At 70.4% G+C, this 16337-nt stretch carries 14 protein-coding genes and 1 pseudogene; 10 read left to right on the top strand and 5 right to left on the bottom strand.

Translation table 11 applies throughout. The features are described 5' to 3' along the window. Window positions 1-266 precede the first annotated feature (266 nt). The 4 genes from AZE13_RS15380 (at window position 267) to AZE13_RS15365 (ending at window position 4817) form a co-directional block, all read left to right on the top strand. A complete protein-coding gene (locus AZE13_RS15380) occupies window positions 267-2624 on the top strand; it encodes an MMPL family transporter (RefSeq protein ID WP_107288347.1) in 2358 nt (785 codons plus the stop codon). Window positions 2625-2786: 162 nt separating this feature from the next. After that, complete coding sequence (locus AZE13_RS15375; RefSeq protein ID WP_066931288.1) at window positions 2787-3764, top strand: helix-turn-helix domain-containing protein; 978 nt, start codon at window positions 2787-2789, stop codon at window positions 3762-3764. A gap of 345 nt (window positions 3765-4109) precedes the next feature. Next, window positions 4110-4421, top strand: a complete 312-nt coding sequence (locus AZE13_RS15370) for a phospholipase (protein ID WP_066931286.1) — start codon at window positions 4110-4112, stop codon at window positions 4419-4421. A 195-nt stretch (window positions 4422-4616) separates the two neighbouring features. Then, a complete protein-coding gene (locus AZE13_RS15365; RefSeq protein WP_066931284.1) occupies window positions 4617-4817 on the top strand; it encodes a hypothetical protein in 201 nt (66 codons plus the stop codon). Between the two features lie 22 nt (window positions 4818-4839). On the opposite strand, the gene AZE13_RS15360 is transcribed toward AZE13_RS15365, so the two are convergent. The 3 genes from AZE13_RS15360 to AZE13_RS15350 form a co-directional block, all read right to left on the bottom strand. Beyond that, on the bottom strand, window positions 4840-5073 hold the full coding sequence (locus AZE13_RS15360) for a hypothetical protein (RefSeq protein WP_066931282.1): 234 nt from the start codon (window positions 5071-5073) through the stop codon (window positions 4840-4842). After that, a complete protein-coding gene (locus AZE13_RS15355; RefSeq protein WP_066931280.1) occupies window positions 5070-5396 on the bottom strand; it encodes an ArsR/SmtB family transcription factor in 327 nt (108 codons plus the stop codon). Before AZE13_RS15355 ends, AZE13_RS15360 begins: the two co-directional genes overlap by 4 nt. A gap of 162 nt (window positions 5397-5558) precedes the next feature. Next, window positions 5559-5921 (bottom strand): hypothetical protein, encoded by a 363-nt coding sequence (locus tag AZE13_RS15350; RefSeq protein WP_066931278.1) that lies wholly within the window; start codon window positions 5919-5921, stop codon window positions 5559-5561. Window positions 5922-6418: 497 nt separating this feature from the next. On the opposite strand from AZE13_RS15350, the gene AZE13_RS39030 reads away from it, so the two are divergent. The 6 genes and pseudogenes from AZE13_RS39030 to AZE13_RS15315 all read left to right on the top strand — a co-directional run bounded on the left by AZE13_RS39030 (window position 6419) and on the right by AZE13_RS15315 (window position 10849). Further along, window positions 6419-6712: a hypothetical protein gene (locus AZE13_RS39030; RefSeq protein WP_066931274.1), complete on the top strand. Its 294-nt coding sequence runs from the start codon at window positions 6419-6421 to the stop codon at window positions 6710-6712. Between the two features lie 100 nt (window positions 6713-6812). Beyond that, entirely contained in the window at window positions 6813-7799 is a 987-nt protein-coding gene (gene rfbB, locus AZE13_RS15335) for a dTDP-glucose 4,6-dehydratase (RefSeq protein ID WP_066931272.1), read from the top strand. Continuing rightward, the gene (locus tag AZE13_RS15330) at window positions 7796-8452 is read left to right on the top strand and encodes an SDR family oxidoreductase (RefSeq protein WP_066931270.1); all 657 of its coding nucleotides are present in this window, start codon (window positions 7796-7798) and stop codon (window positions 8450-8452) included. Before rfbB ends, AZE13_RS15330 begins: the two co-directional genes overlap by 4 nt. Further along, window positions 8448-8903 (top strand): annotated as a pseudogene (locus tag AZE13_RS34060) (nucleotide disphospho-sugar-binding domain-containing protein); the annotation flags it as partial. The gene AZE13_RS15330 and the pseudogene AZE13_RS34060, both read left to right, overlap by 5 nt. 75 nt (window positions 8904-8978) lie before the next feature. Further along, on the top strand, window positions 8979-9479 hold the full coding sequence (locus AZE13_RS15320; RefSeq protein WP_258527804.1) for a nitroreductase family deazaflavin-dependent oxidoreductase: 501 nt from the start codon (window positions 8979-8981) through the stop codon (window positions 9477-9479). 149 nt (window positions 9480-9628) lie between these two features. Then, on the top strand, window positions 9629-10849 hold the full coding sequence (locus AZE13_RS15315) for an amidohydrolase family protein (RefSeq protein ID WP_066931264.1): 1221 nt from the start codon (window positions 9629-9631) through the stop codon (window positions 10847-10849). Between the two features lie 29 nt (window positions 10850-10878). Here AZE13_RS15315 and AZE13_RS15310 read toward each other — a convergent pair whose 3' ends face one another. Together AZE13_RS15310 and AZE13_RS15305 are read right to left on the bottom strand one after the other, a co-directional pair. After that, entirely contained in the window at window positions 10879-11637 is a 759-nt protein-coding gene (locus AZE13_RS15310; RefSeq protein ID WP_066931262.1) for a glycosyltransferase family 2 protein, read from the bottom strand. Window positions 11638-11892: 255 nt separating this feature from the next. After that, a complete protein-coding gene (locus tag AZE13_RS15305; RefSeq protein ID WP_066931260.1) occupies window positions 11893-16089 on the bottom strand; it encodes a hypothetical protein in 4197 nt (1398 codons plus the stop codon). Window positions 16090-16337: the final 248 nt, after the last annotated feature.

Raw genomic sequence — 16337 nt, 5'->3', positions numbered from 1 at the left:
CGTGCCTTCGTGACCTCATGACCGGATGTGAAATCTGGTCACGGAGTCAAAGGTAGGTGGCCGGCGCGCGCGGCATAAGGCGGTTTTCGGCCACCAGGCGGCTAACTGGCTGTAGCGCCAACGAATTTGCGCGTTCGCGCGGAGCGATTGACGCGCCATCATTCACATGTAAGGTTCGGCTGACATGTAAAAGGCATGGGTGACGTTGAGCAGGCGTCTGTGAGACGTGGGCGGACGTCTGTGAGGCGTGAGAGGTAAGTAGGGGGATGGGGTCATTGGAATCAGTGGAGTCGGTGCAGTCAGGGGAGAGGCAGTCGGTCATTGTCAGGGTGGCGAGTTGGAGTGCCGCGCACCCATGGCGGGCCATCGTCGGGTGGTTCCTCTTCGTCGCGCTGTCCCTCGCGGCGTCCGCCGTCGCCGGTACGCACAGCGCCACGACCGAGGACTACCGGGTCGGCAAGGCCGGGCAGGCCGAGGCGATAGCCGCCGAGGGCGGCCTGCAGCGCCGGCCGGTCGAACAGATCGTCATCGACTCCCGCTCCGGCCCGCTGGACCTCCCGGCGGCCCGGGCGGCCGCCGCGGACCTCACGGCGCGGATGGCGAAGCTGCCGGAGGTCGACCGGGTCGAGCGGCCGGAGCTGTCGAAGAACCGCGCGGTCCTCCTGGTCGAAGTGGTCATGAAGGGCGAGGAGCTCGCCGCGAGTAAGCACGTCGACCCGCTGGTCGCACAGACCGCGGCAGTGCAGAAGAGCCACCCCGGAGTGCGGCTGGCGGAGACCGGCGGCCCCTCGATGAGCAAGGGCCTCGACCAGCAGCGCGGTGACGACCTCGCCTTCTCCGAGAAGCTCGCCCTGCCGGTCACCGTCCTCACCCTGATGATCGCGTTCGGCTCGGTGATCGCGGCCGGTGTCCCCGTCCTGCTGGCGCTCTCCTCGATCGCCGCCGCGATGGGACTGTCCGCACTGGTGTCGCACGTGTTGCCGGACGCGGGGGTCGGCAACAACATCATCCTGCTGATCGGCATGGCCGTCGGAGTCGACTATTCGCTCTTCTACCTCAAGCGGGACCGCGAGGAGCGCGCCCGTGCGGGCGGCAGGCTCGGCTCACCGGCCGTCGTACGGCTCGCCGCGGCGACCGCCGGCCGCGCCATCGTGGCCTCCGGCTTCGCGGTGATCGTCTCGACCGCGACGCTCTACCTCGCCACCGACGTCATCTTCTCGTCGCTGGCCACCGGCACCATCATCGTCGTGTTCGTCGCGATGGCCAGCTCGCTGACCGTGCTGCCCGCCCTGCTGGCCAAGCTCGGCGCCCGTGCCGAACGCCGCGCTGAACACCGCAACGACCGCCGCACCGACCGCCGCAACGAACGCCGCAACGAACGCCGCGCTGAACGCCGTGCCGGACGCCGCGCCGAGATCCGTGACGCCCGCCACGCCGCCCAGGGGCAGCGCAACCGGGACCACCACACCGGCACCAGCAAGGTGTGGCACGCCCTGCTGCGGCCCGCCACCCGGCGTCCGGGCCGCACCCTGCTGGTCTCCGTGCTCCTCATGCTGGGCCTGGCGGCGCCCGCACTCGGCCTGAAGCTGAGCGTGCTGGGCAAGGACACCTTCTCCCGCGACATCCCCGCGGTGCAGGCCTACGACCGCCTGACCGCCGCCTTCCCGGAGCGTCTGGTCCAGCACCAGGTCGTGGTACGCGCCGACGCGGACCGCGCATCCAGGGTGGCGAAGGCACTGGAGGACCTCCGCAGGCGCGCCCAGGCCGACCCGCTGTTCACCAACGACGGCGCCGACGCCACGGTACGTACCTCCGGCGACGCCCGGATCAGCAGCCTGACGCTCTCCGTGCCGGTCAGGCCCAGTTCACCCCAGGCGCTCGACTCGCTCGCCCACCTCCGTGACGACTACCTCCCCGCGACGGTCGGCAAGGTGCCCGGCGCCGAGGCCTACGTCACCGGTGACCTCGCCCGTGACGCCGATTACCTCGACCACCAGAACGCCAAACTCCCGCTGGTCGTCGGGTTCTTGCTGCTCGTGACGTTCGCGATGACGGTGATGACGTTCCGCTCGGTGGTCATCGGCCTGATCGGCATCGCGCTCAACCTGCTGTCGGCGGCAGCCGCGTTCGGTGTGCTGGTCGTGGTCTTCCAGGGCGAGTGGGCGGCGGGCATCCTCGATTTCCATGCCACCGGTGCGATCGGATCCCGGGTGCCGCTGTTCCTGTTCGTCATCCTCTTCGGACTGTCGATGGACTACCAGGTCTTCGTGGTCAGCCGGATCCGGGAGGCGGTGCGGCGCGGGCTGGACACCCGTAGGGCCGTACTGGACGGAATCGGCAGCTCCGCGGGCGTGGTGACCAGCGCCGCGCTCGTCATGGTCACCGTCTTCGCCAGCTTCGTCTTCCTCAGCCTGGTCGAGATGAAGCAGATGGGCTTCGTCCTCGCCGTCGCGGTCCTGCTGGACGCGTTCGTCGTACGCATCATGATCCTGCCGTCGGCCATGACGCTGCTGGGCAAGGCCACATGGTGGCCGTCCCGCGGTCGGGCGGAGGAGTCCCCGCTCCTGACCGCGGCGACGCAGCAGGCCCGGCCGACGGCCGGGAAGACCAGCGCGGGGCCGTGAAGGGGCCTTGCCGTCGCGGACGGGGACGACGTCGGGGATACCGGGCGGGGGGGGGCGAGCTGCGCCGCCACCCTCACCGGCGCGAGGTGGAACCGGAGCGACCAGTCGGACAGTCACCTCCCAGGAGCCTTTGACCAGAGGCTTCAGAGACGGGGGAGACAGATGTTGGACGAGATGGTGTTCCGGAGCGAGGATCTGGCCGCGGCGGACCGGCTCGACTACTGGTCCGAGCTGTTGGGCCGTACCCATGCGCCCATGGAGCTGCGCAGCGACCACGCCGACGACTTCCGGGCTTCCCAGCGGGTGCTGGATCTCGGTGCCGTCACCGTGTGGTCCGCCACGTTCCAGCCGCTGGTCTTCCGGCGTACGCCGAAGCTGATCCGGCAGTCCGATCCCGAGGTGTACCACCTGTCGCTCGTCGTACGCGGGGGCGGGGCGGGCGTGTGGCGGCACCGGGAGACCCGGTACATGCCGTACGACTTGTTCATCAACTCGTCCTCGCTGCCGAACGACGTCCACAGCGGCGGGGACCCGGTCCAGCAGACCGTGGCGCTGGAAGTTCCCAAGGCTCTGCTGCCGCTGCCCTGCGGCCTCGCCGGCCGGATCGTCGGGGCGGCGGTGTCGGGCCGGGAAGGGATGGGGGCCCTGCTGGCGGGGTTCCTCACCCAGCTGGTCGCGGACCCGGCCGCGTACCGGCCCGCCGACCGGCCGCGACTGGCCACCCTCGTGACCGATCTGGTCGCCGCGCTCTTCGCCCACATCCTCGAAGCCGGCGACTGCCTCTCCCCGGAGACCCACCGACGGGCCCTCACCCTGCGCATCAAGTCGTTCATCCGGTCGCACCTGCACGACCCGCAGCTCACCCCGGCCACGATCGCGGCCGCGCACCACATCTCCACCAGCTACCTGCATCGCCTGTTCGAGGACGAAGACGCCACGGTCGCCGCGTGGATCCGCCGCCTGCGCCTGGAAGCGGCTCGCCGCGACCTCGCCGACCCGGCGCTCCGCGCCACGCCCATCCACGCGATCGCCGCCCGCTGGGGATTCCCCCGCGCAGCCGACTTCAGCCGCACCCACCGCGCCGCCTACGGGACCACGCCCAAGGACCACCGGCACCAGGCCCTCCGGCACTGCGAGTGAACTACGGCCCGGGGCTGTGGGCGGCAGGCACGGAGGTGAGCAGGAAGTTGGGTAAGTCGACGCACAGCAAAGGAACTTGTGGACCGTGCGCTAACGACTGTCCCCCCGGGATTCCGAGATCCTTGATGCACACGGGTTCGGCGAAAGTCTCGCGTCGAACGACTCCAAGAGTTGGGATTTCGAGTGCGGAAAACGATTCTGTCGGCTGCAGCGCTGCTATGTGTCGCCACTTCTGGGGGCCTGGCCACGGCTGGTGAGGCATATGCTGCGGAGGCCCGGCCGGCCGCTGCTGCTGCGTCGAATCCAGCGGTTCTGCAGAAGATCAGTGAGCTCATCCTCGCGCCGATGGGTGATTTTCAGGCTGCCCGGAAGGCTCGGGTCTGGGCGAAGAAGGGAATCGACTGGTCCTCCGACGGGTGCAGCTGGGCGCCGGACAAGCCGTACGGTTTCAACTTCCTGCCGTCCTGCCAGCGGCATGACTTCGGATACCGCAACCTCAAGAAGCAGCAGGCCTTCAACGAGGCCCGTAAAAAGCGGGTGGACGCGATCTTCGCCAAGGACATGTACGCGGTCTGCGACAAGTACAGCAACCCCAAGCGGGGCTTCTGCAAGACCCAGGCGTCCTACTACTACGCGGCGGTGCGCAAGGCCGGTTAGTGGCGCGCACATGAGGGTGTGACGGCACTGTGTGCCGCGCGTGCCCCAGCGCATCGGTGCGGGACTCCGACTGCCGGGGTCCCGCACCTCCCCAGTCGGTAGGGGGGCCTGCGCGGCGAGTCCTTCATCAGCATCAAAGTCGACAAACACTATGTCGGGAGCGCGGCTTGGTATCCCTCCGAGGGCAAGCTGTGCGTGCGCGACTTTCTCCGTGACGGCTATGCCATCCATGCCAAACCGGAAACCGGGCGCACCGTCTCGACAGCCGGCCGGACCGCCCCGGCCATGGTCTGCAAAAAGGGCAGGCTCCCGGACGGCAACAAGTACATGATGCACGCGTGTCTCTCGATCCAGGGCGCCTATACCTGCTCCAAGGACCACGAGATCACCGCCTGAGGGCCCACACCGTCCGCGTCGGTTATTCGATTCGGCGGAGCATGTCGTCGATCGAGCTCACCCGGCCCTTGAGGGCGGCCAATTCGGCCTGCAACTGGCGCTGTTGCGAGACCGCCTCTTCGGCGAGCTTGCGGTACGAGGCCATGGCCGCGGCGTCGGCGCGGTGGCGTTGCAGCCGGAAGTGCGACAGCACGATCGCCGTGATGCCCCCGATGACGATCAGGACGATGGTGACGGAGACGATGGCGCCGGTCATGACTGGTTCCCCCCTGAGGCGTGCTGAGATTCTTCGTCGGCGCGGAGGACGTCCAGGATCGTCTGCACATTGAGGCGAACGTCGAACGGCGCCAGCTCGAAGTACTTCAAAGCCTTGCCGTCGTCGGAGAGTTCCAGATTGCCGACGACCAGGCCCGCCTTTTCCAGGCGTTCGAGGTGCATATAGAGCAGGGGGCGGGACATGCCCAGCTCCCGGGCCAGTTCGCTGACGTACATCCGGCCGTTGGCGAGCCCCGCGATGGCCCGTAGACGCTGGGCGTGCCCCACCGCGGCGAGGAAGGTCAGCAACTCCTCGCTGGTCAACGCCCGCCTCCCCGGCCTGCCGGACTGTATGTGTCAGCCGAATCTTTCACATGCCGGGAATGGCGGTCAATTACAGAAGTCAATTACGGCAGTCGATTACGGCTGTCAAGGATGGTGCCCGGTGGCTGTGCTGCCTTACGGCCGGCGCGGACGGTGTCCGGGTCAGCGTGGGTCCACGATCTCCGTCGCGAAGACCGTGCCCAGCGGTTCGGGGCCGATGTACTGCTGGCAGTTGCACGGGCGGGGCTCGTAGCGCAGCGGTTTGCGCTCGGCGTCCCAGGCGGTCGGGGCTTCGACCACCTCATGGCAGCGGCCGGCCTTGTCGTGCTTGGCGAGGTGGTGCGTGCAGCCGCAGACCGGCTCGGGCGGGCGGCTCGCCGCGTCCAGTGCGAGCTGGTGCTTTTCGGTGGCCTTGAGCAGCGCCAGCTTGCGCTTGTGCCGGGTCTTCAGCGCACTCCGGACGCTCTCGCTCAGCCAGCCCCCACCCATGATGACGAGGGGGACCAGCATCCACCACCAGCCCATGCCACACCTTCCCAGTTGATCGATAGCACACTTTATCGATATCGAGCAGTGGGCTATCGATCACCTGGCGATCGTTTCTCCGTCAGGCCGACCGGGGGGTCTGCTGTTCCTGGAGGACGGCGGCGGCCGCGTAGTCGAGGATCGACATCGCCCCGGGAGACGTCCACCTCGATGCGCACGCTGATGGCGTTCTGTACGGCCGGGTCGTCCACCTGGCGGGCGGCCTTGACGCGGCCGACCGCTGGCGCGCGGTGATGGCCGTCCCGGACGACGCGGTCGACGAACTGATCGTGCACGGGACCGTGCCGCGGCCCTGGCCCGCTGCGCGCACGTACGGGCCATCGGCACCGACGCCGAGCCCCACCGGCCGCTGCCGGACGGCATGCTGCACCGCATCGCGCTGCCGGCGGAGCGGGAAACCCAGCGCGCGCTGTCCCACCGGGCGGACGGTGTGTGCTGGGACCGCCTGCTGTTCTGCCAAGGAGGCGGTATACAAGGTGTGGTCGCCGCTGACCCGCACCTGGCTGGGCTTCCACGAGGCCTCGGTACGCATCGCCCCGGCCGATGCGGCTCCGTCCGATGCGGCTCCGTCCGATGCGGCGCCGTCCGATGCGGCGCCGCCCGACGGCACGGTGACCGGTACGTTCCGCGCGCACATCCTCCGGGCCGTACCGGACGGGGTCGGTGGCGAGGTGCCGACGGTGCTCGACGGAACCTGGCGTGCCTCCCGCCGCCTGCTGCTCACCGCCATCGTGGTGCCCAGCGACCCCGCACTCCCGCAACTCCCGTGATTCCCATAACTTTCGTAACTTCCCTAACTTCCCTAACTTTCATCACTCCCCGACCGACCGACCGGCCCCGGCCAGTGATCACAGCAAGGTGGGCAACCTCATGACGAACCGGATACTCGTGACCGGGGGAGCCGGATTCATCGGCTCCCACTACGTCCGCACGCTGCTCGGCCCGCAGGGTCCCGGCGACGTGTCCGTCACCGTGCTCGACAAGCTCACCTACGCGGGCAACCCCGCCAACCTCGACGAGGTGCGCGGCCATCCGGGGTTCACCTTCGTCCAGGGCGACATCTGCGACCCCGGGACCGTGCACGGGCTGATGGCGGAACACGACCAAGTGGTGCACTTCGCCGCCGAGTCACACGTGGACCGGTCGATCGACGGCGGCGCGGAGTTCGTCCGTACGAACGTCGTCGGCACGCACACGCTCATCGACGCCGCCCACCGCGCCGGCACCGAGACCTTCGTCCACATCTCCACCGACGAGGTCTACGGCTCCCTCGACGCGGGCTCCTGGCCCGAGACCCACCCGCTGCGGCCCAACTCCCCGTACTCCTCGGCGAAGGCCTCCAGCGACCTGATCGCGCTGTCGTACCACCGCACCCACGGCCTGGACGTGCGCGTGACCCGCTGCTCCAACAACTACGGGCACCACCACTTCCCCGAGAAGGTCATCCCGCTCTTCGTGACCAACCTCCTCGACGGCAAGAAGGTCCCGCTGTACGGCGACGGCGGCAACGTCCGCGACTGGCTGCACATAGACGACCACGTCCAGGGCATCGAGCTGGTGCGCACCAAGGGCCGCCCGGGCGAGGTCTACAACATCGGCGGCGGCACCGAGCTGTCCAACAAACAGCTCACCGAGCTGCTGCTGAAGGCGTGCGGCGCCGACTGGGAGACCAGCGTCGAGTACGTCGCGGACCGCAAGGGCCACGACCGCCGCTACTCCGTCGACTGCACCAAGATCCGCGAAGAGCTCGGTTACGAGCCCCGTAGGAGCTTCGAGGAGGGCCTGGCGGAGACCGTCCAGTGGTACCGCGACAACCGCGCCTGGTGGGAGCCCCTGAAGGCGCGAGCGGCGCTGTGACGACACCCGACGCGCGCCCCTGGCTGGTGTCCGGCGCACAGGGCATGCTCGCCCGGGACCTGCTCGGCCGGCTGGCCGCCGACGGTATCGCGGCCGTGCCGGCCGGCCGCGGCGACCTGGACATCACCGACCCGGAGTCGGTGCGCACCGCCTTCGCCGTCCACCGCCCCGCCGTGGTGGTCAACTGCGCCGCCTGGACCGCGGTGGACGCCGCCGAGGCGGACGAGTCCGCGGCCCTCGCGGTCGACGGCACCGGCCCCCGCCTGCTGGCCGAGGCCTGCCGCGCGTCGGGAAGCGTCCTGCTCCACATCTCCACGGACTACGTCTTCGACGGCCGCGCCCGCGCGCCGTACCCGGAGCACGCCCCGGCCGAGCGCGCGACCCTCGACGTGGTCGACGACCAGTGGGGCCAGCCGACCTGGACGGCCGACCTCGCCCGGCAACTGGTCCGGCTGGGGGAGCGGTTGTTGACCGGTGCCGCTCCGGCCGGTGTCTACCACGGCAGCAGCGGCGGACAGGCCACGTGGTTCACCTTCTGCCGCGAGATCTTCCGCCTGCTGGGCGCGGATCCCGCGCGGGTCCGTCCCACCACCAGCGACCGCTACGTCCGCCCGGCGCCCCGGCCCGCCTACAGCGTGCTCGCCCATCGGTGATCTGCCCGGATGGCACGTCATCCTCCAAATCGGCTCCGGCGTCACCCCGGCCGAACTCGGCGCGATCCCCGCCAACGTCGAGGTCCACCACTGGGTCCCCCAGCAGGCCATCCTCGAACAGGCCGACCTCTTCCTCACCCACGCGGGCGCCGGCAGCGCACAGGAGGCCCTCGCCTGCGGTGTCCCGATGGTGGCCGTCCCGCAGGCCGTCGACCAGTTCGCCAACGCCGAAATGCTCGAATCCCTGGGCGTCGCCCGCCACGTCCCCAAGGAACAGGCCACCCCCCACACCCTCCGTGCCGCAGCACTCGCCCTCCTCGCCGACCCGGATGTCCCCCTCCGCGCCACCCGGATCCGCCAGTCCATGACCACCGAGGGCGGCACCCCGCACGCCGCCGACCTCATCGAGGCCGAACTCCTTCCCCGCGTCCCGTCCCTTCCCGAATGCTGACGCCTCCGGCGGTGGCCGCTGCCGTAGGGTGTTGATGTGAGTGGTTCAGGCATTTCTGAACCGGGTCGGCCGCCATTGCCGGCGGGCTGGCGGCGCTTTCTCCTCCGGCTGCCGATCCGGCTCTACCGCGCCCGGCTGGGCCGGCTGCTGGGCCGGCGGTTCCTGCTGCTGGAGCACATCGGGCGGAAGTCGGGAAAGCTGCGACGGGTCGTGGTCGAGGTAGTCGCGCGGGATGATCCGTGCCGCCCCTCGTGGACGGTGGCCTCCGGATTCGGTCCGCAGGCCGCGTGGTACCGGAATCTACGGGCCAGGCCCCAGGCGACGATCCAGACCGGCACCCAGCGACACGACGTGGTCGCGCATTTCCTATCCCCGGAGGAAGGCGGGGAACTCATGGCACGGTACGCGGTGCGGCATCCGAGGACGGCACGGCGACTGAGCGCCTTCATGGGCTTCGAGGTAACGGACGGGACCGCCGAGGAATTCCGACGGGTGGGAACCTCGATCCCCTTCGTACGTTTCGAGTTGGCCGACCGGAACGCGCCCGACTCCGACGGATCACGGTCGGAGCCGTAGGCGGATCCGACCGTCCGCTCGACTTCGCCTGCCCGTCGCACCGTCCCCTTGTCGGGGCAGGGGTGAGCCCATAATCTCCGAACTGACGGTACGTCAGATAGGTCGGATGGGAACGGGTGTGGCACACCGGCGGAGAGTCGAGGTACAGCGTGAGCAGCGACAAGCGCGGCACAGTGGACGCAGTGGAGCTTCCCGAGGTCATCAGCGTGGACGATCACGTGATCGAGCCCGCGCACCTCTTCGAGACCTGGCTGCCGCGGAAGTACCGCGACAAGGGGCCGAAGCCCCTCACCGCCGGTATCGGTGAGCTGGCGTACGTCGGCGGGAAGTACCGGTTCACCACCGATCCGGAGGGGCAGCTCACGGACTGGTGGGAGTACGAGGGGCAGCTGTTCCCGTACAAGCGCATCATCGCCGCCGTCGGATTCTCCCGCGACGAGATGACCCTCGACGGGATCACCAGGGAGCAGATGCGGCGGGGGTGCTGGGACCCCAAGGCCCGGCTGGCGGACATGGATCTCAATCATGTCGAGGCGTCGCTGTGCTTCCCGACGTTCCCGCGCTTCTGCGGGCAGACCTTCGCCGAGGCCGAGGACAAGGAGGTCGGGCTCGCCTGCGTCCGGGCGTACAACGACTGGATGGTGGAGGAGTGGTGCGGGGACAGCGGCGGGCGGCTGATTCCGCTGTGCCTGATTCCCCTGTGGGACGTCGGGCTGGCGGTGGCCGAGATCCGGCGGAACGCGGCGCGCGGGGTGCGGGCGGTGACCTTCAGCGAGATTCCGACGTACCTGGGGCTGCCGTCCATCCACTCCGGGTACTGGGACCCGTTCTTCGCCGCGTGCGAGGAGACGGGCACGGTGGTGAACATGCACATCGGATCGTCGTCGCAGATGCCGGCGGCGTCACCGGACGCACCGCCCGCCGTGCAGGCCTCGCTGAGCTTCAACAACGCGATGGCCTCGATGATGGACTTCCTGTTCAGCGGGGTGCTGGTGAGGTTCCCGGCGTTGAAGCTCGCGTACAGCGAGGGGCAGATGGGGTGGATCCCGTACGCCCTGGAGCGGGCGGACGACGTCTGGGAGGAGCACCGGGCGTGGGGCGGGGTGAAGGACCTGATCCCCGAGCCGCCGTCCACGTACTACTACCGGCAGATCTTCTGCTGCTTCTTCCGCGACAAGCACGGTATCGACGCGATCGACGTGGTGGGGGTGGACAACGCGACGTTCGAAACCGACTACCCGCATGTCGACTCCACCTGGCCGCACACGAAGGAGGTGGCGGCCGAGCATGTGGGCCACCTCCCCGAGGACATCGCCTACAAGCTGCTGCGCGGCAACGCGATCCGCATGCTCGGCCTCGACCTGCCGTAGTTCGACCGGGGGCGGCCGGTAGTAGTGGGTCACGCCTCGGGTGGGTAGCGCCACTTGAGGTGGGTGAGGTGGTGGGCTCGGGCCTCGGCGATGGCCATGCGGGCGGTGCGTTCGGCGGTGTCGGTGTGGGAGGGGTGGCCGGTGGCCTGGCCGGGCCACTTGCGGTAGAGGAGTCCGGTCTCCGCGGAGAACCAGCCGCGGCTGGTGGCGTTGAGGGCGAGAAGGAGTCCGGTGTCCTCGGAGGCCGGGAGGGCCATCCAGCCGCCGAGGGCGAGCAGCAGGTCGCGGCGGACGAAGAGGGTCGCCGGGTGTACCTGGGCGCGGAAATCGTTCGCCTTCCAGAAGTCGAGGACGGTCCCGCGCTCGATCGGGCCGGGGGCGGGGTCGCCGGGGAAGCCGGTGGTGGTGCCGTCGGGCAGGAGGTCGAGGGCCCGGGAGGTCGCCCAGGCGAGGGTGTGGTCGGCTTCGAGGGCGGCCAGGTCGCGGGCGAGGGTGCCGGGCGTCAGCTGGTCGTCGGCGTCCAGGACTTTGACGTACTCGCCGTCGGCGTGCGCGAGGGCGAGGGTGCGGGCGACGCCGGGGCCGCCGGGCCGGCCCTGACGGAAGGTCACCCGGGGGTCGTCGGGGACGTGGGGCGCGACCTCGTCGGAGGTTCCGTCCTCCTGGATGAGCCAGTGCCATTCCCAGCCGTCGGGGAGTTGCTGCCGGCGGAGCGACGTGTAGGCGTCCGTCAGGAAGTGGGCGGACGGCGCATGGACGGCGGTGACGATGATGATGCGCCGGGGCACGGCAGCACTCACCACCTTTCCGGGGAAGTGGTGAACGTGAACCTCAGCTCATGACGCACGTCGTTCATGTTCTGAGCACGGACGAGAGGTTGAGCAGAAAACGAAAGTGCCCGATCGCTGGCGACGGGGGATGCACCAGCGATCGGGCTGTGCCCAAGCCTAGCAAGACTGACCGTCAGGTGGGAGCCAACTGCCGGATTGAAACCAGGAGTTGTGATCGGAGTCACGTCAAGTTCCCGTTGCAGGGGTCGGCCGTTATGCGCCGCATGGCGGCTCGTACGGGAGATGGGGCAGGTACTCGTGCCATTTCTCCGATGTCAGGACCCCTCGGGTGGTCGAACAGATGCGGCGGATCGCGGTGTCGGCGTCCAGGTTCCACAGCCGGACGGTGCCGGCGCCGCTCGACACTCCGAGCAGGTGGCTTCCCGGACTGAAGGAGAGGAAGTTGCCGGTCTTGGCGTTGGGGCTGGTCGACTGGCCGATGGGGGCGGCCCGGGAGGGGACCGTGACGTTCCAGAAGTGGACCGTGCTGTCGTCGCCGCCGCTCGCCAGGGTGCGGCCGTCGTTGCTGAAGGTCAGCGAGACGACCGCCTGGGTGTGGCCGGTGAGCGCGGGGCCCAGCCGGGTCGGCTTGTGGGGGTCGGCCGTGTTCCAGAGGCGGACGGAGTTGTCCTCGCTGCCGCTGGCCAGGGTGTGGCCGTCGGGGCTGTAGGCGAGTGTGTTGACGGGGCCCAGGTGCTCGGTGAGCGGCGCGCCGCGCGGGACGGTGTGGCGTGGGTCGGCGGTGTTCCAGAGCCGGATGGTGGCGTCCGCGCTGCCGCTGGCCAGGCTCTGTCCGTCCGGGCTGAAGACCAGGGAGTTGACGTAGCCCTTGTGGCCGGTGAGCGGCGCGCCGAGCGGAACGGCGTGGGCGGGGTCGGCGACGTCCCACAGCTGGATGGTGCGGTCGTCGTAGGCGGTCGCCAGGGTGCGTCCGTCCGGGCTGTACGCCAGTGCGTCGGCCCCCATGAACCGGGTGCGCAGGCGGAGGGGCGGTCCGTAGGAGACGGGGTGGGCCGGGTCGGTGACATTCCACAGGTGCACCGCGCGGTTTCCCGTCAGCACCGCGAGGGTGTGTCCGTCGGGGGAGAACACCTGCGCGCGCTGGCCGCCGTCGCCGGGCATGAACGGCTTGCCCACCGGCACGGGCCGCTCGGGAGCCGTCACGTTCCACAGCCGGACCCTGCCGTCGAGGGCGGCCGTGGCGAGCACCCGGCCGTCCGGGCGGAACGCCCCTGCCCGGCCGACCATGTTCGACGCCGGGATCGACCACAGGCGGATCTTGCTGTCGCCGGTCCCGGTGGCGAGGGTCCGGCCGTCGGGGCTGAAGCCCACCGCGAACATCTCGCCGCTACTGCCCGCGAGGGGCTCGCCGACCTGCGACGGGTACGCCGGATCGCGGACGTTCCACAGGCTCGCCGTGCTGTCCGCGCTGCCGGCGGCGAGCATGCTGCCGTCGGGGCTGAAGGCCACCGACCACACGGGACCGGTGTGGCCGGTGAGCGGCCGGCCGAGCGGTGCCGCGTCACGCGGGACGGCCACGTTCCAGAACCGGAGGGTGTTGTCCGAGCCGCCGCTGGCGAGCGTGCGCCCGTCGGGGCTGAAGGCCACGGAGTGCACGGTGCTCGTGTGGCCGGTGAGTACCGTGTCGATGGGCGTCGGGTGGCGCCGGTCGGTCAGGTCCCACAGCCGGATCGTGCTGTCGTCGCCGCCGGCCGCCACCGTCCGCCCGTCGGGGCTGAAGGCCACGGAGCGCACGGCGGCGGTGTGGCCGGTCAGGGTGTCGCGCGCGGCCGGCCGGCGGGGATCCGCCACGTCCCACAGGCGCACGGTGTGATCGTCGCCGGCGGAGGCCAGCGTCTCGCCGTCCGGGCTGAAGGCGAGCAGGTAGACCGCGCCCTCATGGCCGGTCAGGGGAGCGCCGAGCGGGCGTGGGTGACGGGGATCGCGTACGTCCCACAGCCGGATCGTGCCGTCGTCCGAGGCGCTGGCGAGGGTCTGCCCGTCCGGGCTGAAGACGGCGGTGCTCACCCAGCTCGTGTGGCCGGTGAGAGGGGTGCCCAGGGGGCGCGGGCGGGTCGGGTCCGCCACGTCCCACAGGCGGACGGTCCGGTCGTAGCTGGCGGTGGCCAGGACCCGCCCGTCCGGGCTGAACGAGGTGAGGTAGACGGCGCCGGTGTGGCCCCGGAGCGGCGTGGCCAGGGGCGCGTTCACGATCGAGATCAGGCGGTTCTTCGCGCCCTCGTCGCCGGGCCGCAGGCGGTGTGCCACCAGGTCGAGCTGGGCCGACAGGGACGGGTCCGTGTACTGGGCGCGGTCGGCCTGGGAGAGCACCTGCTGGAAGACGGTGTCGTCGCGCTGCTGCCACGCGACCACCGCGGAACCGACGGCCAGCAGTGCCATGACGACCAGCGCCGCCACCGCACCACGGCGGAGCCGGACGGAGCGCTTGCGGAGTCTGGCCGAAGCGGCCAGGAACTCCACCGCGCTGCGGGTCAGGAGGGTGTCCCCGGCGGAATCCGCCCAGGCGCGGGCCTGCTCCAGACGGGAACCCCGGTAGAGCAACGACGGGTCGCGGTCCGAGGTCTCCCAGGCCCGGCCGTCCTCCTCCAGCCGCTGGCGCAGCAGATTGCCGTTCCGGTCCTCGTCGATCCAGTCGCGCAGGCGCGGCCAGGCGTGGAGCAGCGCCTCATGAGTGATCTCGACGGCCTCCGCGTCCAGCGTCACCAACCGGGCGTGGACCAGCGCTTCAAGCGATTCCTCCGTCTTGTCCGGATCTGTCGACTCGGCCGCCAGCTGACGCCGCGTCCCCCGCCTGCGGGTGGCCTGGGTGTCCTCGCCCAGCCGGACCAGCCTGAGCAGGAGCAGCCGCGCGGCCGTGCGGGCCGTCGGGTCGAGACCGGACCAGGCCCGCTCGGCGGTCGCCGCCACCGCCCCCTGGATTCCGCCCGCCGCGCGGTAGCCGGACAGCGTCAGCCGGCCCGCCTTCCGGCGCTGCCAGGTGGCGAGCAGGGCGTGCGAGAGGAGCGGCAGCACCCCCGCGTGGTGCGCACCGCCGGGGCCGTCGGCGCTCACCTCCCGGACGATCAGTTCCGCCAGCCCCGGTTCGAGTTCCAGGCCCACGGCCTTGGCCGGGCCGGTCACCGCCTCGCGCAGCTCCGTGGTGGTCAGCGGCCCGAGGACCATGTGCCGGTGCTGGAGCGCGTCGGCCAGTTCGGGGTAGCCGAGGCAGTGTTCGTAGAAGTCGGCGCGTATGCCGATGATGACGAGGGCGGGGGCGGGGGGCGACCCGCCGGGGCCGGTGGGGCCTACGGGTTCGGTGGGCTCGGTGGGTCCTGCGGGTGTGCAGGCGGCGTGGAGGACCTGGATGAACGTGCGCCGGGCCGCCTCGTCGGAGCAGAGGGTGAACGCCTCCTCGAACTGATCCACCACCACGACCGGGCGGGGCGCGGAGGGCTCCTCGCGTTGCGCCCACGCCGTGACGGCCTCCCGCACCGCCTGTGCGAAGTGCGCGGTACCGGGTCCCGGCCCCGGTCTCTGTCCCATCTCCGTCGCTGCCGGTTCCTGCGCCGCCGCCCTCTTCGCGGCGGAGATGACGGGCGCGAGCTCGGGAATCCGGCGGGTCAGCTCCGCGAGCGGATCGCCTCCCGGTACGAGCTGAAGTACTTCCCTCTTCGGGGCATTTCCGTCCCGGGCTTCCCCTTCCCGGTCCCTCCCTTCCCGGTCCCTCCCTTCCCGGGCCTCCTCCTTCTGGCCGTTCCCGTCGTCCAGCGCGCCCCTCTCCACCGCGGGGACCAGTCCGGCGTGCAGCAGGGACGACTTTCCCGCCCCGGAGGCGCCGACGAGCATGACCAGACCACCCGTCCTGTCCGCTTCGTCCGACTCCTCGGCTTTCTCTGCCGCCCGGAGTTGGGCGACGAGGGCGGCCGTGCTCCGCTCCCGGCCGAAGAACCACCGCGCGTCCTGCTGACGGTACGAAGCCAGCCCGCGGTACGGGCACACACCGGGGACGGCCGGAGGCTCGGCCGGGGAACGCTCCTCCCCCTGCGCGGCTGCCGCGGCGTGGTCGCCGGCCGGGACGGCGACCGCCCGCTCCCACAGACGCTGCCACTGGGCCAGGTCGTACAGGTCCGCGACCACCGGCACCGGCCGCAAGCGCCGGGCCTCGGGGATCAGTACGTGCAGCACCGCCGCGAGGGCGGCGAACTGCGCGGGCACGTTCCTGGCCCGTCGCCAGTCGCTGATCCGCTGCACGGACACCCGTACGGGCCGGCCTCGCTCGTCGACCCGCCGAAGCCGGACGACCGCCTCGGCCACTTTCTTGAGGGGAGGGTTGCCGGCTTCCTTGTACAGCAGTGCGAGACGCTCCGCGAAGGCTGTACGTGCCCCTGAGTCGGAACCCAAGGTGCCCACTCCTTACTTCCCCCGCACTCGGTTGCTTCCCCCGCACCCGGTACTACCCCGGTACGCGGACATCCGGACCGGAAAACTCACCTTAGCTCGCTGACCTGTGCATTAGCCCTGGTTCCGGAGCCGGAACCTTCTCAGCGGTCGCTTCAAGGGGCAGGATCACGCCCAGCGGCACACAAACCGGGCGCGTCGTTCGGTACCGGTCCTCACAGGGGAGGGACCGGTACCGAGCGGCGCACCACGCCGTTCCC

It is taken from the genome of Streptomyces sp. NBRC 110611, assembly GCF_001590865.1.
Classification (GTDB): domain Bacteria; phylum Actinomycetota; class Actinomycetes; order Streptomycetales; family Streptomycetaceae; genus Streptomyces.
The sequence above is the reverse complement of the archived record's forward strand: the minus strand, read 5'-3'. Positions and strand labels throughout refer to the sequence as shown.